Origin of the sequence: Nesterenkonia sp. NBAIMH1 (assembly GCF_007922635.1) — a bacterium.
Classification (GTDB): domain Bacteria; phylum Actinomycetota; class Actinomycetes; order Actinomycetales; family Micrococcaceae; genus Nesterenkonia; species Nesterenkonia pannonica.
Genome location: NZ_CP042335.1, coordinates 401,486 through 423,189, shown reverse-complemented (window position 1 = coordinate 423,189; position 21,704 = coordinate 401,486). Strand labels below are relative to the sequence as shown.

At 66.0% G+C, this 21,704-nt stretch carries 19 protein-coding genes; all 19 read left to right on the top strand.

Features of this window, described 5'->3' with window-relative positions:
* The first annotated feature begins 18 nt into the window (after positions 1–18).
* The 19 genes from ftsW (at position 19) to FS388_RS01880 (ending at position 21,667) form a co-directional block, all read left to right on the top strand.
* Positions 19–1,332, top strand: a complete 1,314-nt coding sequence (gene ftsW, locus FS388_RS01970; RefSeq protein ID WP_146339194.1) for a putative lipid II flippase FtsW — start codon at positions 19–21, stop codon at positions 1,330–1,332.
* 69 nt (positions 1,333–1,401) lie between these two features.
* A complete protein-coding gene (gene murG / locus FS388_RS01965) occupies positions 1,402–2,526 on the top strand; it encodes an undecaprenyldiphospho-muramoylpentapeptide beta-N-acetylglucosaminyltransferase (protein ID WP_146339192.1) in 1,125 nt (374 codons plus the stop codon).
* Entirely contained in the window at positions 2,523–3,950 is a 1,428-nt protein-coding gene (gene murC, locus FS388_RS01960; RefSeq protein ID WP_146339190.1) for a UDP-N-acetylmuramate--L-alanine ligase, read from the top strand. The genes murG and murC overlap by 4 nt, the downstream gene beginning before the upstream one ends.
* Positions 3,940–4,737 (top strand): cell division protein FtsQ/DivIB, encoded by a 798-nt coding sequence (locus tag FS388_RS01955; RefSeq protein WP_146339188.1) that lies wholly within the window; start codon positions 3,940–3,942, stop codon positions 4,735–4,737. The genes murC and FS388_RS01955 overlap by 11 nt, the downstream gene beginning before the upstream one ends.
* A gap of 118 nt (positions 4,738–4,855) precedes the next feature.
* Positions 4,856–6,079: a cell division protein FtsZ gene (ftsZ, locus tag FS388_RS01950; RefSeq protein WP_146339186.1), complete on the top strand. Its 1,224-nt coding sequence runs from the start codon at positions 4,856–4,858 to the stop codon at positions 6,077–6,079.
* A gap of 4 nt (positions 6,080–6,083) precedes the next feature.
* Positions 6,084–6,773, top strand: a complete 690-nt coding sequence (locus FS388_RS01945) for a polyphenol oxidase family protein (protein WP_146339184.1) — start codon at positions 6,084–6,086, stop codon at positions 6,771–6,773.
* Positions 6,770–7,504, top strand: coding sequence for a YggS family pyridoxal phosphate-dependent enzyme (locus FS388_RS01940; protein ID WP_146339182.1), 735 nt, complete (start codon positions 6,770–6,772; stop codon positions 7,502–7,504). Before FS388_RS01945 ends, FS388_RS01940 begins: the two co-directional genes overlap by 4 nt.
* A gap of 78 nt (positions 7,505–7,582) precedes the next feature.
* Positions 7,583–8,236 carry a cell division protein SepF gene (locus tag FS388_RS01935; RefSeq protein WP_146341822.1) on the top strand — a complete coding sequence of 218 codons (654 nt, stop codon included), beginning with the start codon at positions 7,583–7,585 and terminating at the stop codon, positions 8,234–8,236.
* Between the two features lie 36 nt (positions 8,237–8,272).
* The gene (locus tag FS388_RS01930; RefSeq protein ID WP_146339180.1) at positions 8,273–8,560 is read left to right on the top strand and encodes a YggT family protein; all 288 of its coding nucleotides are present in this window, start codon (positions 8,273–8,275) and stop codon (positions 8,558–8,560) included.
* A 183-nt stretch (positions 8,561–8,743) separates the two neighbouring features.
* Complete coding sequence (locus FS388_RS01925) at positions 8,744–9,610, top strand: DivIVA domain-containing protein (protein ID WP_146339178.1); 867 nt, start codon at positions 8,744–8,746, stop codon at positions 9,608–9,610.
* Between the two features lie 21 nt (positions 9,611–9,631).
* Positions 9,632–10,219 carry a signal peptidase II gene (locus FS388_RS01920; RefSeq protein WP_210410218.1) on the top strand — a complete coding sequence of 196 codons (588 nt, stop codon included), beginning with the start codon at positions 9,632–9,634 and terminating at the stop codon, positions 10,217–10,219.
* 68 nt (positions 10,220–10,287) lie between these two features.
* On the top strand, positions 10,288–11,235 hold the full coding sequence (locus FS388_RS01915) for an RluA family pseudouridine synthase (RefSeq protein WP_146339176.1): 948 nt from the start codon (positions 10,288–10,290) through the stop codon (positions 11,233–11,235).
* A 12-nt stretch (positions 11,236–11,247) separates the two neighbouring features.
* Positions 11,248–14,778 (top strand): DNA polymerase III subunit alpha, encoded by a 3,531-nt coding sequence (gene dnaE / locus FS388_RS01910; protein WP_256369557.1) that lies wholly within the window; start codon positions 11,248–11,250, stop codon positions 14,776–14,778.
* Positions 14,779–14,869: 91 nt separating this feature from the next.
* The gene (nrdR, locus tag FS388_RS01905) at positions 14,870–15,370 is read left to right on the top strand and encodes a transcriptional regulator NrdR (protein ID WP_146339174.1); all 501 of its coding nucleotides are present in this window, start codon (positions 14,870–14,872) and stop codon (positions 15,368–15,370) included.
* Positions 15,371–15,652: 282 nt separating this feature from the next.
* Entirely contained in the window at positions 15,653–17,128 is a 1,476-nt protein-coding gene (locus FS388_RS01900; protein WP_146339172.1) for an ATP-binding protein, read from the top strand.
* Positions 17,129–17,669: 541 nt separating this feature from the next.
* Positions 17,670–18,605: a helix-turn-helix transcriptional regulator gene (locus tag FS388_RS01895; protein WP_146339170.1), complete on the top strand. Its 936-nt coding sequence runs from the start codon at positions 17,670–17,672 to the stop codon at positions 18,603–18,605.
* 64 nt (positions 18,606–18,669) lie between these two features.
* Complete coding sequence (locus FS388_RS01890) at positions 18,670–19,410, top strand: AAA family ATPase (RefSeq protein ID WP_168198561.1); 741 nt, start codon at positions 18,670–18,672, stop codon at positions 19,408–19,410.
* Between the two features lie 116 nt (positions 19,411–19,526).
* Positions 19,527–21,020, top strand: coding sequence for a hypothetical protein (locus FS388_RS01885; protein ID WP_146339166.1), 1,494 nt, complete (start codon positions 19,527–19,529; stop codon positions 21,018–21,020).
* Positions 21,021–21,046: 26 nt separating this feature from the next.
* Positions 21,047–21,667, top strand: coding sequence for a response regulator transcription factor (locus tag FS388_RS01880; RefSeq protein WP_146341819.1), 621 nt, complete (start codon positions 21,047–21,049; stop codon positions 21,665–21,667).
* Positions 21,668–21,704 lie beyond the last annotated feature (37 nt).

The following is a 21,704-nucleotide window of genomic DNA, read 5'->3' as shown; positions in this document are numbered from 1 at the left end:
CCGACAGGAGGGGCCGAGATGAGCACCACTGCACGCCCCGGCCTCTCCGTGGTCGAGGACGACGAAGACCACGTGTCCGACGGCTCCGCCGGCCGTGCATGGCGCGCGGACAGAGACAATCGCCGCCGCGAACGGGTCCGCGGCATCTGGCAGTTCTTCGAAGGCGGGAACCCCTATACCAACTACTGGCTGGTCCTGGGGGCCACCGTCGCGCTGGCCGCCATAGGGCTGACCATGGTCCTATCCTCCACATCGGTCGACGCCGACGGCAACTCCTTCACCACCTTCACGCGGCAGGCATCATGGGCAGGGCTGGGCGTCATCGGCATGCTTCTGATGACCCTGGTGCCTACGCGGTGGCTCGGAGGCATCGGGTGGGTCATGATGATCGCCTCAGGCGTGATGCTGTGCCTGGTTGCCTTCACTCCGCTGGGCTCCACGGCCGGAGGCTCCACCAACTGGCTGGAGATCGGGCCGGTGCGAGGCCAGCCCTCAGAAGTCGCCAAGCTGGCCCTGATTCTGTGGGGCGCCTCTGTGCTCGCCAAAAAGGGACGGCTCGTCGAGCGGTTCACCCACTGGATGATGCCCTTCGTGGCGCCCGGCGCGCTCACCGTGCTGGTGCTCGTGCTGGCGGGCGGCGACCTGGGCACCAGCATCGTGATCACGATGATCGTAGGCACGCTGCTCTTCGCAGCCGGGGTCAAGATGCGATACTTCCTCTTCGCATCCGGACTCGCAGCGGCAGCGGGCGCTCTCCTGATGTGGATGACTCCCTACCGCATGATGCGCGTCTACGCCTGGCTGGGCATGAACTGCGATCACCCCACAGAGCCCTGCCACCAGACCCAGCAGGGCTTCTACGCTCTGGCCTCCGGCGGCTTCTGGGGGGTCGGATTGGGCCAATCGCGTCAGAAGTGGGCGTACATTCCTGAGGTGGAGAACGACTTCATCTTCACGATCATCGGTGAAGAGCTGGGCCTTCTGGGCACAGTGCTCGTCCTGGGGCTCTTCATGACCCTCGTCGTGGGAATCTTCAGAATCGCCTCAGCCTCCAAGGACCACTTCGTGCGACTGGTGTGCATCGGCATCGCCGCGTGGCTCGTCGGACAGGCGTTCGTCAATATCTCCATGGTCACCGGTCTGATCCCGGTGGTCGGGGTGCCGCTGCCCTTCATCTCCTACGGAGGCTCAGCGCTGACGATGGCGATGCTGGGAATAGGCGTCGTGCTGAACTTCGCCCGGCGGCAGCGCCTGGAGGCGATGAAGCCCCGAGGCAGAAGCCGAGGGGCCAAAAAAGCTAAGGGCACTACACTGTCATCGCCGAGGGCCTGAGGCGGCTTTCGATCCCGTGCACCTCCAGACCTGAAACGCTGACATATTCCACAGGAGCCAGAGACACTCATGCGTGATCCCTCGATCGTGCTTGCCGGCGGCGGGACCGCTGGGCACATCAGCCCTATGCTCGCCATTGCGGAAGCACTCGGACGCCTGGCCCCCGAGTCCCGCTGCACCATCATCGGTACCCCGGACGGCCTGGAGACTCGACTGGTGCCCCGAGCCGGGTACCCGCTGCGCACCATCGACAAGGTGCCCATGCCCCGCCGTCCCGGCCGCGACGCGCTGCGGTTCCCCGGGCGATTTCGCAGGGCCGTGGAGGAGTCCAAGCGCATCCTGACCGAGGAGAGCGCCGCAGCAGTCCTCGGTGTGGGCGGATACGTCTGCACCCCCGTCTACGTGGCGGCGCGGCGGCTCGGCATCCCCGTCGTCATCCACGAGGCGAACGCCCGCCCGGGCTTGGCCAACAGGGTGGGCGCACGCGGGGCGCACTTCGTCGGATCAGCCTTCGAGGACACGCCCCTGAGGTCGAGCCAGTGGGTCGGCATGCCGATGAGCCGAGAGATCTCGGAGATGGGGCGCATGGACTCCTCTCAGGCGGCGGCTGCTCGCGCTGAGGCTCGCGAACAGCTGGGACTCGATCCGGAGCGGACCACCATGGTGGTCACCGGGGGCTCCTCCGGGGCTCTGAATCTCAACAGGGCGATCGCCTCCGCTCTGCCGCAGCTGCTGGACACCGGGGCGCAGGTGCTTCACCTCACGGGCAGGGACAAAGCGGTGACGGACGAGGCCGGAAGGCCCCTGACCGCGGACGGATACGTCCAGCGCGAGTATCTCGAAGGCATGCACCAGGCCTACGCAGCGGCCGACCTGATGGTCGCCCGCGCCGGAGCCGCGACGGTGTGCGAGGCTGCCGCCGTGGGAGTGCCCGCAGTCTTCGTGCCGCTCCCCATCGGCAACGGGGAGCAGGAGCTGAACGCCCGCGGCCTCGTCGACGCAGGGGGTGCTCTTCTGGTGAAGGACGAACACTTCACACAGCCGTGGATCATGCGCAACATTCGGCCGCTGCTCGCTGACCCGCGTCTGCTTCTGACGATGCGGGAGCACGCGGCCGCCAGAGGCATCACCGACGCGGACGAGCGGATGGCACAGGCTGCGCTCTCAGCTGCCGGAGCCGAGGCCCCGGCATGAGTTCGCTGAGCCAACTGGGACGTGTTCACTTTCTGGGCATGGCAGGCGTCGGGGTATCCGCCATCGCTCGTCTGATGCTCGCCGAGGGTGTGCCGGTCTCCGGCACCGACGGCAAGGACCTCCCCGTGCTGAGGGAGTTCCGCGACGCCGGGGTGCCCGTTCGTGTGGGCTACGCCGAGGACAACATCCGCTCGGTGGAGGAGGAGACCGGCACCACCATCGACACCGTTGTTGCGTCCTCGGTGGCCAAAGCCGGCCGCAACGTCGAGTACGACGCCGCAGCGGCTGCAGGCAAACGCATGCTCCACCGCTCAGAGGGGCTGGCCGCGTGCATGTCCGCCAAACGCGGCATCGCCGTCGCGGGCACTCACGGCAAGACGACCACCTCGTCCATGACCGCAGTGATGCTCAGCGCAGCGGGGCTGGAGCCCAGCTTCGCCATCGGAGCGACCGTGTCCGGCTTCGGGACGAACGCGCAGGCAGGGGCCGGTCAGTGGTTCGTCGCCGAGGCCGACGAGTCGGACGGAACGCTGGTCAACTACTGTCCCGAGATCGCCATCGTCACCAACGTCGAACCCGATCACCTGGACCACTACGCAAGCGCCGAGGAGTTCGAGCAGGTCTTCGTCACGTTCGTGGGGAACATCCTTCCAGGGGGCGCCCTGGTGCTCTGCGCGGATGACGACGGTGCCCGCAGCCTCGGACGCAAGGTCGCCGGAGGACTGGAGTCGAAGGGCGGCTCCGTGCTCACCTACGGGTTCGCCGCCGATGCCGGCCTTCGGCTGAGCGACCACAGCGACGGAGCGGACGGGCAGCGATTCACCCTCAGCTGCCACGATGAGACCGCTCAGGTGGTGCTGGCCGCCCCAGGGAGGCACAACGCGCTCAACGCAGCTGCGGCAGTGGGCGCAGGCCTGTGCGCGGGCATGGCGCTGAGCGACGCCGCAGAGGCGGTCAGCTCGTTCGCCGGCAGCTCCCGACGCTTTGAGAAGCGCGGAGAGATCGCCGGGATACGCGTCATCGACGACTACGCCCACCATCCGACGGAGCTGGCGGCGGTCCTCTCGGCAGCCCGCAGCGCGGTCGGAGCCGGCGCGGTCCACGCGATCTTCCAGCCGCACCTGTTCACCCGCACCGAGGCTTTTGCGAAGGAATTCGGCGAGGAGCTGCGCAGGGCGGACACCGCTGCCGTGCTGGAGATCTACCCGGCCCGCGAAGAGCCCATCGAGGGAGTCACCGCGGAGCTCCTGGGACACCCCGTGCTGCAGCGGCAGGCGGCTGTCGACCAGGCGGTCAGGGCTGCGCAGCCAGGCGACATCATCCTCACGCTGGGCGCCGGTGACGTCACGGAGCTCGGAGACGACATCGTCGAGGGTCTCAGGCAGGCACGGCCTGCAGAAGGCGGAGCCGTCGATGGTCCCTGAGGAGGGCACCTCCTCGGAGGACACCTTCCAGGAGCACGATGATTCGCCTCTGACCTTCCCCGAGCCCGAGAACGTAGGGCGGAGACGGCACCGGCGCCGCGCTGCGGCCGCCCTGGCCTTAGCCCTGGGACTCCTCGGGATCGCTGTGGCCGTCGTCTGGTTCTCCCCGCTGCTGGCCCTGCGCCATGTTGAGCTGGAAGGATCCGACCTGGTCTCAGAGGCCCGCGTCGAAGAGCTTCTGTCGGACCTGCACGGCAAGCCCCTGCCTCAGATCGGAGCCGACGATGTGGCCCAGCGGCTCAGCCAGGAGAATGCAGTCGACGAGGTCCGGACGCGGGCGGAGCTGCCCGACACGCTCCATGTAGAGATCACGGAGCACCCGCCCGTCGCACAGGTGACCGGAGACGACGGAGTGGAGCTCTACAGCGAGCACGGTGAGGTCATCCGTGGGGCCGACGACCCCGAGGCTCTCGACGACGACAGCTACGCGGTGCCGGAGATCTCCTCCCAGGCCGCGCTCCAGGACGAGCGGGTCTTCGAATCGGTGGTCCAGGTCCTGGGAGAGCTTCCCGCAAGCGCCCGCGCGGAGCTCGAGTCCGCATCGGCGGAGACCATCGATTCTGTGACCCTGGAGCTTTCCGACGGGCGCACGATCCTCTGGGGCGGCGCCGATCAGGGGCCTGCCAAGGCAGAGGTGCTCGAAGCGGTGCTGATGAGCGAGGACGAGGCTCTGACCGAGGCTGAGACGATAGACATCTCCACACCGAGCACCCCCGTGACTCGCTGAGCCGCGACCAGGACACGCTAAGGTTCATGTCCGGGTGCAAAGTGGCGGTTGCCCGTAGCCTGGCAGAGAAGAAAAATGGCAGTCAGTCTGGGCTCCGAGAGATTTAAGGACGTACAACGTGGCAGCACCCAACAACTACCTGGCCGTGATCAAGGTCGTCGGCATCGGCGGCGGTGGAGTCAACGCCGTTAACCGCATGATCGAGGTGGGCCTGCGCGGCGTGGAGTTCATCGCCATCAATACGGACGCTCAGGCGCTGCTGATGTCGGACGCCGACGTCAAGCTGGACGTGGGGCGCGAGCTGACCCGCGGCCTCGGCGCAGGAGCCAACCCGGATGTGGGCCGTCAGGCCGCTGAGGATCACGCTGAGGAGATCGAAGAGGTGATCCGCGGTGCGGACATGGTCTTCGTCACTGCCGGCGAAGGCGGCGGCACGGGCACCGGCGGAGCCCCCGTCGTGGCTCGCATCGCTCGTTCCCTGGGCGCCCTGACCATCGGAGTGGTCACCCGACCCTTCACCTTCGAGGGCCGTCGCCGCGCCACATCGGCCGAGACCGGCATCGAAGCGCTCCGGGACGAAGTGGACACCCTCATCGTCATTCCCAACGACCGGCTGCTCTCGATCAGCGACAAGAACGTCTCCGTTCTCGACGCGTTCCGATCAGCTGACCAGGTCCTTCTCTCCGGCGTGCAGGGGATCACCGATCTCATCACCACACCCGGTCTGATCAACCTCGACTTCGCCGACGTGAAATCAGTGATGCAGGGAGCCGGATCAGCGCTCATGGGCATCGGATCGGCCAATGGCGAGGACCGGGCCGTCAAGGCCGCGGAGCTCGCTATCGCATCCCCTCTGCTGGAGGCCAGCATCGATGGTGCGCACGGTGTGCTCCTCTCCATTCAGGGCGGGTCCGACCTCGGACTGTTCGAGATCAACGAAGCCGCGCGTCTGGTCCAGGAGGTCGCGCACCCTGAGGCGAACATCATCTTCGGCGCAGTCATCGACGATGCGCTCGGCGACGAGGCGCGGGTGACCGTCATCGCGGCAGGCTTCGACCAGCCCGACGTGACGTCCAAGCCTGCGGCGCCGCAGCCTGTGCACCAGTCCTCTCAGCGTTCGTCCCCGCAGTACGGCTCGCCTGTGGCGCCCGTGGCGGGTGCGACAGCCGGCGGCTACGCAGCGTCGGCAGCCTCGCAGGACACAGCGCCTACACCGCGCCCCGACGCAGCCCAGCAGCGTGGACACAAGTCCTCGGAGGAGGAGCAGCTTCCCGAGGTTCTCGAGTCCGACTACACCGGAAAGAGCGACGACGAACTCGACGTTCCCGACTTCCTGAAGTAGAAGAGTGTTCTACTGGCGCGGGGAGCACGAGGGCGTTCAGCTCGGCTTCACGTCGGCCGAAGCCGGCAATCTGGCTGCGCACGTCGGCTCGGCGGACGCTGCCCGTCGAAACCGAGTTGCCCTCGAGAGGGTGACAGGCTCTCTGCGCTTCCTGAATCAGACCCACTCTGCTGACGTGCACGACGCCCTGGAGCCGACGGACAGTCCGCCCTCGGGTGACGCGTGGGTGTGCGAAGACGGCAGCGTCTCGCTGGCCGTGGCTGTGGCCGACTGCCTGCCTGTGCTGCTGGTGGGCGGCGGCCCACGAGGCCCCGTCACAGCGGCGGCGCATGCCGGTCGGAGCGGCCTGATGGCAGGTGTCCTGGAGAACACGGTGCGCGCCATGCGCCAGCGCCGGGCGCAGAGCATACGAGCGTGGATCGGGCCGGGTGCCTGCGGCAGCTGCTATGAGGTGCCCCAGGAGATGGTGAACGATCTTGCCTCGCACCGACCGGGCCTTGCCTCCCTCACACGGTGGGGGACGCCCGCACTGGACCTGCGCGCGCACGCGGCCGCACTCCTTGAGGAGCAGTCAGTCGATGTGCACGATGTGGGAGGGTGCACCATCGAAGAGGCTCGACTCTTCTCCCACCGCGCCGCGCAGAGCCGGGGCGCCCCTGAGGGCAGGCTCGCCGGGGTCGTGTGGAAGCCATGAGCGACCCCCGCAGCCAGGAGCTCTCGAAGAGCCTCGCCGCGGTGAACCGCCGCATCGATGCGGCGGTCGCCTCAGCCGGACGCAGCGTCGCTCCCGAGCTCATCGTGGTGACCAAATACTTTCCGGCCGAGGACGCAGTGCGGCTCGTTCGGCTGGGCGCAGCGCAGCTGGGCGAGAACAAGGACCAGGAGGCGGCCGCCAAGGCGAAGCAGGTCGCTGAGCAGCTGGAGAATGAGTCGCCCAGGTGGCACTTCATCGGCCAGCTGCAGTCCAACAAGGCCAAGTCCGTGGCCCGATATGCCCATGCAGTCCACTCGGTCGACCGCGGCAAGCTGGTCGCACCGCTGAGCAGAGGGGTCCTGGCCGCGCTGGAGAGCGGTGAGCGGACAGGCAGCCTTCAATGCCTCATCCAGGTCGATCTTCGCCGGTCGGCGCCGGACGACGGCCGCGGCGGCACCGCACCCGATGCTGTGCTGGGCCTCGCGGAGCGCATCGCCGAGGCTGAGGGCCTGGAACTGGGCGGACTGATGGCTGTGGCCCCGCTCGAGGAGAGCCCGCTGCAGGCCTTTGAGAGGCTGGCCGAGCTGTCGCAGCGCCTCCAGGAGGAGCATCCGACGGCCGCTGCCATCTCGGCAGGCATGAGCCAGGACCTCGAAGACGCGATCCAGTGCGGGGCGACACACCTGAGAATCGGCCGCGATGTGTTGGGAGAGCGTCCAGCCCCCCGGTAAGGTCATCTTCACCGACACGTGAATAAGACACTTCGTCTGAAGACCGATGCCACTCTCAACCTTCCCCAGGAGAACCCCATGGCTGGTGCTTTCAAGAAGACCATGATCTACCTCGGCCTAGCCGACGGTGACGACTATGCTGAGGACAGCTTCGGCAGCGAGGACCGTTCCCCTCGCTCGCAGCAGTCCTCCGCCGCGGAGCGTCCCGCAGAAACCAGGCAGCCCGCCGCTGCCGCACCAGCGCCCAGCGCGGCCCACAGTCGCGAGGCGGTGTCCGCCGAGAGCGCCCGCGACAATGTCGTCTCGCTCTCGGAGCGCCAGCCCGCTGGTCAGATGGAGCACCACACCGGCTCCTACAACTCCACCAACCTGGCCGTGGACCCCGACTACCGTGCGCCGGTGACCCCCATCAAGCGTGCCCCCTCTTCCCGGGACGAGAGCGAACCCATGCGAAAGATCACTACTGTTCACCCCCGCTCCTACAACGACGCGAAGGTCATCGGTGAGTCCTTCCGCGAGGACATTCCCGTGATCATGAACGTCACGGAGATGGGCGAGGCTGAGGCTAAGCGCCTGGTGGACTTCGCAGCGGGCCTCGTCTTCGGCCTGGGCGGTTCGATCGAACGGGTCACGAACAAAGTCTTCCTGCTGACTCCGAAGAATGTCGAGATTCTCGCCGAGGAGCAGGCAGCGCTGGCCGAGCCGGATGCCCAGTTCTTCAACCAGTCCTGATTCGGTCCAGGGTCAAAGGCGGTAGGCTTCCCTCCGATGGATCTGATACTTGCTTCGCTGTGGCTGCTGCTGGGCGTCTACCAATTGGCGCTGATTGTGCGCATCATCTTCGATATGTCGCAGCAGTTTGCTCGACAGTGGCGTCCCAAGGGCCCGTGGCTCATGCTGGCTGTCGGAACGTACGCCGTCACCGACCCGCCCATTCGCTGGCTGCGGTCGAAGATCCCGCCTCTCCAGCTCGGGGGGATCGCCCTGGACATGGCCTTCATCATCGTGTTCTTCGCGGTGATCGTCCTTCAGGGGATCCTGATCTCGTTCGCGTGAAGAAAACTGCCGGTCGGCGCTCTGACCGGCAGTTTTTCGCGTGGCGGAGCTTCAACCTTTGAAACCCGGACTTGAAGGTTCGGGTCGAGGGCCTGACGCCGGTCTGGGTATTCTTTCGTCCAACGTGCTTTTGATGTCCCGTTCCGAAGCTCTGCCAGCCACTGATTACGAGGTGACTTGAGAATGGCTCTCACTCCCGAAGATCTCCTGAACAAGGAGTTCCCGGAGACAAAATTCCGTCCCGGCTACGACAAGGACGAGGTGGATGACTTCCTTGACGAAATTGTCGTCGAGTGGCGCCGCCTGATCCAGGAGAATGAAGACCTCGCGGCGAGGAACGAGTCCCTCCAGGAGCAGCTGGACAACGATCCGCGGCACGTCGAGCCGGACAGCCTCAGCGATGCTGGCCTGTCAGGCTACGCAGGCACCGACAGTGAGATGACGGGCACCCTTCCCGCCCAGGACGAGTCGGGACCTCGGGCAGACCCCAGCGTCACGGCCTACCCGGACTACGAGCTCGGCACTCGCCCCGCTCAGGAGCGGCCCGCCCCTGCGACGCCCGTCGAGGATCAGGCGAATTCTGCGGCCGGGGTTCTCGCCATGGCGCAGAAGCTGCACGATCAGTACGTCTCCGAAGGTGAGGAGACGCGCGCCGCCTACATCGCTGAGGGCGAGCAGACCCGCGATGCCTACATCGCCGAGGGCGAGAGCAAGCGGGCTGAGCTGATCAGCGACGGTGAGAGCACCAAGGAGCAGCTGGTCAGCGAGGGCACGTCGAAGCGGGACGAGCTGGTGAACGAGGGCGAAACCAGGCGCACAGAGATTCTGACTGACGCTGAGACGCGCGCTGAGAACATGATCGAGGAGGCTGAGCTCACCTCGACACGCACGCTCAATGCGTTGGAGCGGAAGAAGTCTGACCTGGAGAGCCGCGTCTCCGAGCTCACCGGCTTCGAGCGCGACTACCGCGCACGTCTTAAGGACTACATCGAGAGTCAGCTCAATGACCTCAACTCAAAGGGCTCCATCGAGAAGGAAGCCTCCAGCTGACGGACGCGTAGACTGGTGGAGATGTCCGAGATCTCCACAGCGCCCCAGAGGCGCAGACCGAGCAGACGGGCCGCGATCCTCCTTGCAGGAGGTATCGCGGCCCTCGCTTTTGCCCTTGACCAGGCCTCCAAGCTCTGGGTCGAGCAGACCCTGGCCCTTGGTGAGCAGATTGATGTGCTGCCTCCTGTTCTCTACTTCAGGCACCACCTCAATCCCGGGGCCGCCTTCTCCATGGGCACCGACTACACATGGATCTTCACGCTCATCCAGGCCACCGTCCTGGTGCTTGCGCTGTGGTGGTTCCGTCGTCTCGGCGGCTCCTGGCTGTGGGCGCTGGCACTGGGAGGCCTGGCCGGGGGAGTGGCCGGCAACCTCACGGACCGGCTCTTCCGACCCATGGCGCCCGGGGACGGGGGCGATCACACATTCGGCCTCGGGGCAGTCGTCGACTTCATCGGGGTGCCGAACTTTGCGGTGTTCAACGTAGCTGACAGCTTCATCGTCTGCTCGATCATCGGTCTCTGCGCGCTGATGATCTTCGGCTGGGGGATCGACGGAAGCCGGGAGAGGGCTGAGGCCTCCGACAAGGATGAGACTCCGGCGTCATGAGCGGCGAGGCGGCGCCTGGCAACGAGGCTGCAGCTGATGCGTGGAGTGCAGACTCTGCGTCGGAGCCGATGCTCCAGCATGTCCCGGCAGAGCTGGGCGGAGCCCGAGCCGATGCGGTGGTCGCGGCGCTGCATGAGATCTCCAGGACGGAGGCTGCGCAGTGGATCTCCGAGGGTCGGGTCCTCTGGGGCCAGCACCGCAGCCAGGCAGGTGCCCAGCACTCGCGGGCAGCCGGTGCCGCCGTGAAGAAGTCGGATCGGCTGCCGGTGGATGCGCTCATCCGCGTCGATCGCCCTGTTCCCGAAGATCTGTTGAAGGTGGAGGCTGTGGAAGGTCTGAAGCTGCTTCATGAGGACGGCGACATCGTCGTCGTCGACAAGTCGACCGGAGTGGCCGCCCACCCATCTCCGGGGTGGAGAGGCCCCACGGTGGTCGGGGGGCTGCTCGCCCTGGGCGTGGAGATCGCCACTTCCGGCGCGCAGGAGCGTCGCGGCATCGTCCACCGACTCGATGTTGGGACCTCGGGGGTGATGGTGGTGGCGAAGACCGAACGTGCCTACAGCGCGCTCAAGGACGCTTTCCGGGATCGCACACCGCATAAGCGCTACCACGCTCTGGTCCAGGGGCTGCCCGACCCCACTCAGGGCACCGTCGACGCGCCGATCGGAAGGCATCCCGGCCACGAGTGGCGGTTCGCTGTGGTGGAGGGCGGTCGCCCGGCCCGCACGCACTACGAGCTGATTGAGGCCTTCGGCCGCGCCTCCCTGGTCGATGTTCGACTTGAGACGGGGAGGACGCACCAGATCCGCGTCCACTTCTCCGCCATGGGCAGGCCCTGCGCCGGTGACCTCACCTATGGCGCAGACCCGGCCTTGGCTGCCGAGCTCGGGCTCACCCGCCAGTGGCTTCATGCCGTTGAGCTGGGATTCGCCCACCCGGCCTCGGGCGAGTATGTGGAGTTCCGCAGCGAGTACGCGAATGACCTGTCCGAGGCCCTGGCTATTCTTGGAGACTAGGAGGAGGCGCTGGTGAGTAAGGACTTTGTCCACCTGCACAATCACACCGAGTATTCGATGCTCGACGGTGCTGCGAAGATCGGAGAGCTCTTCGAGCAGACCAAGAACCTGGGGATGAACGCGGTCGCCACCACGGACCACGGATTCATCTTCGGGGCGTATGAGTTCTGGAAGACTGCCCAGCAGTACGACGTAAGGCCCATCATCGGGCTCGAGGCCTATCTCACGCCGGGAACTCACCGCACGGACCGTTCGCGCGTGCGCTTCGGCGACGGGGTGGACGACGTTTCGGGTGCCGGGGCCTACACCCACATGACGATGTGGGCTGAGAGCACCACGGGTATGCACAACCTGTTCCGTGCCAGCTCCCTGGCTTCGATCGAGGGCTATTTCTACAAGCCTCGTATGGACCGCGAGATTCTCCAGACCTACGGCAAGGGCCTCATCGCCACCACCGGGTGCGTCTCCGGAGAGATTCAGACGTGGCTGCGTCAGGGGCAGTATGAGCAGGCGAAGCGCGCAGCCGGGGAATTCCAGGACATCTTCGGCAAGGAGAACTTCTTCTGCGAAATCATGGACCACGGCATTGAGATCGAGCGCCGTGTGCAGAAGGAGCTCATCCAGCTGGCCCGAGAGATGAACATGCCGCTGGTGGCGACCAACGATCTCCACTACACCCATGCGCACGACTCGAAGGCGCACGGCGCGCTGCTGTGCGTGCAGTCGAACAACACCCTGGATGACCCCAAGCGGTTCAAGTTCGACTCGGATGAGTTCTACCTGAAGTCCCCCGCTCAGATGCGCGAGCTCTTCAGGGACTTCCCGGAGGCCTGCGACAACACCCTCGCCATCGCGGAGCGGTGCCAGGTCGAATTCCACGAGTCCAACGGCGAATACATGCCGCGCTTTCCGGTGCCGGAGGGCGAATCGGAGGAGTCCTGGTTCGTCAAAGAGGTCGAGCGGGGGCTGGCCTATCGCTATCCCTCCGGAATCCCGGACGCGGTGCGGAAGCAGGCCGAGTATGAGATCGGCGTCATCCTTCAGATGGGCTTCCCCGGCTACTTCCTGGTGGTGGCGGACTTCATCAAGTGGGCCAAGGAGAACGGGATTCGAGTCGGACCCGGGCGAGGCTCCGGCGCAGGCTCCATGGTGGCCTACGCGATGCGGATCACCGATCTGGACCCGCTGCAGCACGGTCTCATCTTTGAGCGCTTCCTCAATCCCGAGCGCGTCTCGATGCCGGACTTCGACGTCGACTTTGACGACCGCCGCCGCTCCGAAGTCATCGACTACGTCATTCGCAAATATGGGGACGAGCGGGTGGCGATGATCGTCACCTACGGCACGATCAAGTCCAAGCAGGCGCTGAAGGACGCCGCCCGCGTCATGGGCGAGCCCTTCCAGACCGGCGAGACGCTGACCAAGGCCATGCCTCCGGACGCGCAGGGCAAGCCGATGCCGCTGGGCGACATCGAGAACGACAAATCCTCCCGCTACAAAGAGGCGCAGGAGATGCGGGAGACCATCAACGGGGACCCTCGCTATCGGGAGATCTTCGACCTGGCGACGGGCCTGGAGGGGCTGAAGCGTCAGTGGGGAGTCCACGCCGCTGGCGTGATCATGTCTTCGGACCCCCTGATCGACATCATTCCGCTGATGAAGCGTGAACAGGATGGTGCGATCATCACCCAGTTCGACTACCCCACCTGTGAGACGCTCGGGCTCATCAAGATGGACTTCCTGGGCCTGCGCAACCTCACCATCCTTTCGGACGCCCTCGAGAACGTGAAGCTCAACCGAGGGGAGGACATTGACCTCGAGATGCTCGGCGTCGACGATCCCGCCTCGTACGAGCTGCTGGCGAGCGGCAAGACCCTGGGCGTCTTTCAGCTGGACGGGTCAGGGCTGCAGTCGCTGCTGAAGGCGATGAAGCCGGACAACTTCGAGGACATTTCGGCGACGATCGCGCTGTACCGGCCCGGTCCGATGGGAGCCGACTCCCACACCAACTACGCCAAGAGGAAGAACGGGGTCCAGGACGTCACCCCGATCCACCCGGAGCTCGAGGAGTCGCTCTCCGACATTCTCGACACGACCTACGGTCTGATCATCTATCAGGAGCAGGTCATGGCCATTGCTCAGAAGGTGGCCGGGTACAGCCTGGGGCAGGCAGACATTCTGCGTCGCGCGATGGGCAAGAAGAAGAAGTCTGAGCTCGACAAGCAGCAGGTCGGCTTCTTCGAGGGCATGAAGGCCAACGGCTACTCGGAGCAGGCAGCGCAGACGCTGTGGGACATCCTTCTGCCCTTCTCCGACTACGCATTCAACAAGGCCCACTCGGCCGCCTACGGCCTCATCGCGTACTGGACCGCATATATGAAGGCCAACTACCCGGCCGAGTACATGGCGGCCCTGCTGACAAGCGTCGGTGAGAACCGTGACAAGCTGGCGATCTATCTCGCAGAGTGCCGACGCATGGGCATCACGGTGACCGCACCGAGCATCAACGAGTCGGCGCTGACGTTCACGCCGGTGGGCGATGACACCATCCGCTTCGGCATGGGCGCGGTCCGCAACGTCGGGACGAACGTCGTGGCGGGAATGGTCAGCGCCCGTCAGGAGCAGGGAGCGTTCGAGAGCCTGGGCGACTTCTTCAAGAAGGTCCCCATGCAGGTCTGCAACAAGCGCACAGTGGAATCCATGATCAAGGCCGGTGCCTTCGACGAGCTGGGCCATACTCGTCGAGCTTTGGTCACCGTGCACGAGCAGGCCATTGACCAGGCGGTGAAGCAGAAGAAGGACTCGCAGCAGTATGAGACCGACATCTTCGGCGCGTTCGCCGCGGACGATGACGAGCTCAGCGGCTTCGATGCGGTGCCGGTGCCGGAGCTGCCGGAGTGGGATAAGAAGGACAAGCTGGGCTTCGAGCGCGAGATGCTAGGCCTCTATGTCTCGGACCACCCGCTCCAAGGCTTGGAGCGAACCCTCTCCCACTACGCCGACAGGTCCGTGGCCTCAGTGGTGAGCGAAGATGGCCCTGCTGATGGTGCGACGGTCGTCATATGCGGCATGATCACGGGTCTGCAGCGCAAGGTGGCGAAGTCCGGCAACCCCTATGCCCGGGCCGAGATCGAAGACATGGGCGCCTCGATCGAGGTGATGTTCTTCGGCAAGACCTATCAGGCGGTCTCGATGGTTCTGGCTGAGGACCTCATCGTGGCCGTGAAGGGGCAGGTGGACCGCCGTGAGGACGGCGGCGTGGTGGTCAAGGCCCAGGACGTGACAGTCCCTGAGATCACCGACGACGGCGGCTCTGGTCCGCTGGTGCTTGCGCTTCCGGTGCAGAAGGCTACGGAGAAGACCGTTACGGAGCTCGGCGATGTGCTTAAGGCTCACCGAGGGACATCGGACGTCCACGTGCGGCTGCTCACCGGAGATCGTGTGGAGATCATGCGCCTGGGTGAGGACTACAAGGTCGACCCCTCGCCCGCGCTCTACGGCGATCTGAAGGTCCTGCTGGGCCCCGCCTGCCTTGAGGTCTGATCAGGGCACAAGATGTAGTTGAACCTTGCGGTGGCCGACACAATATGTGGCGCGTAGGCTCTGAACCAGGAGACGAAGGAGGCCCCCGCACATGCACTGCCCGTTCTGCCGACACGATTCGTCACGAGTTGTGGACTCGCGCACCCTGGACGACGGCTCCGGCATCAGGCGTCGGCGTCAGTGCCCGGTGTGCTCAAAGCGCTTCACCACGGTCGAGACCACGAGTCTGACCGTTGTGAAACGTTCGGGGGCGGCTGAGCCGTTCGACCGCTCGAAGGTCATCAACGGTGTCAGGAAGGCCTGCCAGGGGAGACCCGTCTCAGCCGATGATCTTGCCGTGCTGGCCCAGGAGGTGGAGGAGGCGATCCGCGCCTCCGGCAACGCCGAGGTGGATGCCAACGACGTCGGCCTCGCCATCCTTCGCCCGCTGCGTGCCCTCGATCTCGTCGCCTATCTGCGCTTCGCGAGCGTATACCGGGGCTTTGAGAACCTCGACGACTTCGAGGAGGCGATCGATGAGCTGCGCCGGGAGGAGCACGAGCCTTCGGGCAGCGGTGCCACAGTGGTCCAGCCTCGGTTCGGTTTCCGGTAGACTCAAGGACGCAGCCGGCGGCCGGGTTCTTCAGGGGAAGGTTGGACCCGGCCGCCGGTTTCTTCGTATGTGCGGGTACTCTGCGGAGCGGCGCATCCGCTGGGACGGCGCGCGGCATCGGAGGGATGTCACATTGAGCGGGCCTCGGGGGCATTCACTTCCGCACGCATGCCGCTGCAGTTAGGGTGGCTCCGGTTGCCTATTGGCCGCACGACGAAGGCGATGGCCCTGTGAACGGGATGATCCAGGGGGAACTTTGCACAGACAAGGACGGAACAGGCGATGGTCGCTGCTGACTACCCCTTTGTAGGTCGCCGCGACGAACTGCTCAGGATTCGCGCAGCAGGCGAACGGGTTCGGCGAGGACAGTCGCAGTTCGTGGTCCTGGAGGGTCTCGCCGGCGTGGGCAAGACAGAGCTGATGCGCCGGGCCCGTGACAGCTTCCCGGAATGGCCGGAATACGGCGTCGTCCTCAGCCGCCACCAGAGGGCCACTCACAGCGCGGTCCTGCACGGACTGTTGGAGGGCAGCGCGGTTGCCTGCGACGAAGCCAGCGTCGAGGAGATCGCTGCGAAGCTTCTTCGCGGCGCGCAGGAGTTCGAGGCTCCGATGATCGTCTCCATCGGAGAGCTCCATCATGCCGATGATTTCTCCGCAGAGCTGCTGTGGCAGGTCCTCAGCACATTGGTGGACAGCCCCGTGCTCGTCCTGATGTCCGCAGCGCCCAGCGCCCGCCCTGAGATCCGGCGCCTTGCCCAGCTGGCACAGGTCAGTCCTCAAGGCACCCACATTGCCCTGGCCCCTCTGACCCTGGACGACGTGAAGGACTATCTGGGCATCTGCACCGGCTTTGCCGTCAGCCGCGAGGCGGCCGCCAGGGTCCATCGCGCCACAGACGGCTATCCGCTCCTCGTCCGCTGCGTAGGATCGTGGCTGCAGTCGACTCCTATGGGCCGTCGCGGCATCGACCAGGCGATTCGACACGCGCTGGAGCACGAGGACCTCCTTCACATTCGCACTCAGCTCGACATCAGCCTGGAAGGTGTCGGGGAGCCGACGGGCCGTGTGCTCGACATCCTCGCCACGGCTGAGACGCCGATCTCCGAACGGAATCTCGAGAGCATCCTCGGTGAACGGATCTGCCCGCGGGAGCTCGTTCAGACCGGGATGGTGCGCTGGGATGACGCTTCCTGCGGCTACGCGCTGAGGATGCGTGCCGCAGGCCGCGGACTCATCGGCCGCCTCAGCTGCAAGGAGCGCCGCGATCTTCATCTGGCCCTTGCCGCGGTGCTCAGCGGCCGCGAGAGCATGCACCATCAGGTGGCCGCCGCACAGCTCGATCCTGAGGCAGTGGCAGCAGAGCGTCTCCACGAGCAGCTGGTCGAAGCTGGCCGCGAGGCGGCTGAGGCAGGTGACTGCGGCGAGGCTTTCGAGCTCGTGCGCCTCAGTGCCAGACTGCGTCCCGACGTCGAGGGCCTCACACGGTTGGGGCTGCTCGCGGTGTCGGCTGACCGCCGGAAGGACCTGGTCGAGTTCGAACCGGCTGTGCGCGCCCTTCCGGCCTCGGCGGGCCGTTCGGCTCTTCTGGCGATGCTGAGCATCCAGCGGGCCGACCCGCAGGGTGCCCTGAAGGAGCTGGATAGGCGTACGGACCTCTCAGGGGAAGAGTCAGGGCTGCTTCTCTACGCTCAGACACTGTCGGATGTGTGCGGACACCTGATTCTTCTCGGGGTGCCATCCATCCTCAGGGCACGCTGAGCCGCACTCTCGAAGCCGTGGAGCGGCACCAGGAGAGACTGCGCAGCGAACGCGCGAAGCAGCTGTCGTCGGGGCAGGACATCGAGCCCGCATGGGATTTGGGGTACGCGGCCGGGCTGCACGGAATGCTGACGGTCTGGCGAACAGTGGAAGGCATCAGTCCCAAATCGGTCACGGCGGGGCTGCAGACCATCGCCGCTCACGTTGAGCTCCTGAAGAAGTTCCCGGGCACTGAGCGCCCACGGGCGATCCTGCGCAGCCTGCGCGGAACCAGGATGGCCCAGTTCTCGGAGCACCGCGAGGCGCTCGGCGAGCTGACGCCTCTGACGAATCTTGGGGAACGGACGCCTACTCGCTCCAGGCGCGCGCTCAGACGGCGCTGCTGCTCTTCAACGCGGGCAAATGGCGCGAAGCCCACGAGACGGCCGAGGCCGCCGCAGGAGAGGCGCTGCTCGACGATGAGAACGGCGCGTCGCTGCTGGCATATGCGCTCACCTGTCTGGTCCCTGCAGCCCGTGGCCAGGTCTACAAAGTTCAGCCGGTGATCCGACAGCTCGAGGAAGCTCCCCTGTCAGGTCCCCTTGTGGAGGGCGTCCTGTGCACCGTGAAAGCATGGGCGGCCATCTCAGAGGGCGCGCACAGCGAGGCTGCGCAGCACCTGCTCTCAGCGCGCAGCGCATCGAGCGGATGGTGGCTGGTCGGGCTCGAGCCGCTTCTGCTCCTGGCCAGAGAGCTGCACTGCTCCGAGTGGTCTGAGCTTCTCCCTGGGCTGATGCGGTCCGCCTCCCAAGACGTCCCCAGCCTGGTGGGCTCCCAACTCGCAGTGCTGGAGTACCTCAAAGGGTTCGAGTCCTGGGGTCAGGGCGAGCCCGGCCGTGCCATGGAGAGCTTCGTCAGAACCCTGAAGTTCTTCGACAGGCAGCCTCCGCTGCAGGCCTCACAGGCAGCCGTCGAAGGCGGCGGGTTCCGACTGCTCCGTGCGATGATGGGCCTCGATATGGCTGCTCTGTTCGTTGAGCACCGCGAGGCTCTCCCCGCACATCGTTCGCTCGCACTCGAGATGGTCGTCTGGTCTGCAAGCGTCTTTCAGGCGTGCGGCAGCCAGACCCTCTTCGAGGCCGCCTCGGAGCTCATGGACAGGGTGCGGACCAGGCGGAGCGACGCCCCCGCTCCGCCGACAAGCCCGATCCAGGCTCCGCCCGTCCAAGAGACCGCGCACTCAGCTGCTCCGGTGCCGCAGATCGGCGGGGACGGGCCGCCGCTGACCGATGTGCTGGAGCACCTCTCGTCGCGAGAGCAGGAGATCGCGTTCGCAGTGGCTGAGGGCAACACGAATCGCGAGGTCGCCGAAGATTTGGTCATTTCGGTGAGGACTGTGGAATATCATGTGGGGAACATTCTGCAGAAGCTGGATCTGGAGTCCAGGAAAGAGCTCCGCCAGCTGCTCAGAGCCGCCTCGGTCGAGCAGCGGGCGTAGGGGAGCTGCTTGAATTCCGCGGTGGAACGGCTCTGGGCATCACATCTTCTTGGAAGGACGGACAGTGAGCTCTGTGCGCGCATTCACCGGGCGTGAGGCAGAACTGGCGGCGATCGCCAAGCAGGCGAGCGAATGCGCTGAGACAGGGACCCCCCGTGTGGTGCTGATCGAAGGGCCTCCCGGGATCGGCAAGTCGGCACTGGTGCACGAAGCCCTGCGGGTGGTCGCGCCGGACTGGCAGTCCCACGAAGTTCACTTTGATCCGAGCGACGCTGACCGTCCCCTCGACGCTGTAGTCCAGTTTCTGAGATACGACGCCAGGGCTGACGCGCCTCGTGACGTGCCCAGACTCGTACAGATGCTTCTGGACCAGATTCAGCGCCTCGCCGAGCCGTTCGTGATGGTGGTGGAGAACCTGCACTGGGCCGATGACGGCACACGGGACGTGCTCTATCAGACGGCACGGGATGCCGCGCGCTCACCCTTGCTTGTCATCGCCACCGTTCAGCCGCAGCACCACGAGTCCGTGTCGCGGTTCGGGCGCCTGGCCGATGCGCATTCCACCAGCGTGCACCTGGTGCTGGAGCCGCTGCGTGCTGACGAGATCAGGCAGAGGCTGGTCGACGCCAGCGGGCTTCCCGTGGGCGCGCCGGTCGCAGAGAGAGTGCTGCAGGCCACCGATGGCTTCCCAGCCTTTGTGGACCACGTGGGCCGCTGGCTGGCGAGCTCGGGCCCCGGCGTCAGCCGGCACATCGATGACGCCCTGGAATCGTTCGGCGACGGTGGGGGCCCTTCGGGGAGCTGAAAGGCGGCCTTGCTCGTGCGCTGCTGCACTGCGACGACGGCACCAGAGTCCTTCTGGACCTGCTGGCTGCCGCGGACCGAGAGCTCTCGATCGCGGATATGCGGGCCGTCCTCGGCGTGACACCCGTGACGGAGGGTCTTCAGGACTGTCCGCTTGTCGCCAGCAGAATGGGCCGCTTCGACCTTCGCTACAGTGTGGTCCGGAGCGCGCTGCGTCGCCTGATTCCGCCGGAGCGACTCGCGGCGTATCACGCAGCGTTGGCCGAGATCAGCGACTCGAGCAGGAGCTTCCTGCACCTGGCGCAGTCGGCGCAGCTCAACGGCGAAGAGACGGATGGGCTGATCCCTCAGCTGCTGGATGCGGCCGCGGACAGCGTGGCGTCGGGAGAGCGCAGAGGCGCCCTCGAGCTGACGTCCGCCACGTGTGAGATCGTGGAATCCCCGGCGGCGCTGGAGAGCTTTGCGAGGGCTGCCCTGCGAGCCAAGCGCAGCAGGCGGCTGCGTCAGATCGCCTCCGCCGCTGACCGTCTCCCTCCGGGAGTCCTGAGATCGGCCCTTCGCGCTCGCCTGCACCTCGATGCTGGCCGCTTCGACGCCGCTCAGTTCGAGCTGAACCGGGTGACCGACTTCTCCGGCGCCTCGACCGAGGCGACCCTGCTGTTCGGCGAGGTCGTGTGCATGCTGGCCCGGGTTCAAGCCGCGCTCGGCGACTTCAGCGTCATGCACGGGCTTTTCCGGATCGTCCTCGCTCAGCTGGCTGTCACGGAGCGAGGTCTCTCGGAAGGTCGTCAGCCGGCCCACACTGCTGCTCGTGCGCGGACCGATCTCATCAACGTCCGTGCCATGGTGAAGATGTGGTCAGCTCTCGCCGGATGCGAAGGCCCGCGTCTCGCCTCGGCCCATTCCGTTGTCGGGCAGATGCTGATGGACCTGGAGCTGCAGCCGGGGACCGAGTCCGCACAGGCCATGCTCAGGACCATCAGGGGCGCAGGCCTGAGACAGATGGGCGCGCGGGCTGATGCCGTCGAGGATCTGGAGTGGGTCAGCCGTCACCACTGGCAGTACCTGGAGGACGGAGCGGTGACGTACGCCAGGGTGCAGCTTGTGTACGCGCTCTTCGACGCAGGCCTGTGGGACGATGCCGCGGAGCTCGCCCTCGAAGCTGCCGGGTCGGTGCTGCTGGACGGGGAGGACCCTGCCGCGATCATCGCCTATGGCGTGGTCGCCCTCGTGCCGGCCTGCAGGTCTCAGCTGTCGGAGTGGGAGCGGACTCTGCAGGCAGTCGCAGATGTCGGGGAGCGCGCGGGCCCTATGGCCCAGGCGGCCCGATTCTACGCATTGGCGTGGGATGCGATCGCCGGCGCGGACCATGAGCGGGCGGTCGGTTTCCTCTTGAGAATGCACGGCGCCGGCCGCTGGTGGAGGGGAGGGGTCACGTCCGGGATGCTGCTGGCCCGTTCGTACTTTCACGCAGGCCAGCCGAGCGCCATCCCGGCGCTGCTCCGGGATCTGGAGTCGAACTCGGCGGCGGTCGAACGCACCCGCTCCTTCGCCTCCCTCTACCTTCAGGGGCTGGGCTCATTGGGGAGGGGCGCGCTGAGGACGGTGTGACATCTCTTCTGGCGGCACTCGATGAAATGACCACGGAGCCGCCGCTTCGGCGCGGCATGCCGGAAGGAGAAGGCGGCGGCTACAGGATCTTCCGCGCGCTGCTCGCCATGGACATCGGGCAGGCTGTCTCTGAGAATCACACCGGGCTGGCCCATCACGAGGAGCGGGCCGGTAAGCTGCTCGCGTGGGCAGTGCAGGTCTGGCAGAGCTGCTCGTCCCCGAGTCTCACAGTGCAGGCCCAGGCTCTCCTCACGGCGCTGACCTGCCGCGCAGAGAAGGATCAGAAGGCGGCAGAAGCTGACCGTCCCACTATCCACGTGTACAGCGGCGCTGACGTGCCCACCGCGCCGATGCCTATCGTGCCGACCGCCGACGCCTATCCGACCGGTTCCATGCAGCGGGTCATCTACGACCTGCCCACCTCGGTGCCCGACGAAGCCGTGCGGATGATGTCCGCTCTGACCGCGCGGGAGCGCGAAGTTGCGCTGCTGGTCGGCCAAGGGCTGACGAACAAAGACATTGCCCAGGACCTGGTGCTCTCCGTCCGCACCGTCGAGTTTCACGTGACCAACGTCCTCGGAAAGCTCAGCCTGAGATCGCGGCACGAGCTGCGCCGCATGCTGCAGCCACGAGGCCTCACCACCTGACACCCCCCTGTGCCTGCCTGATGATCGGGGCTAGTAT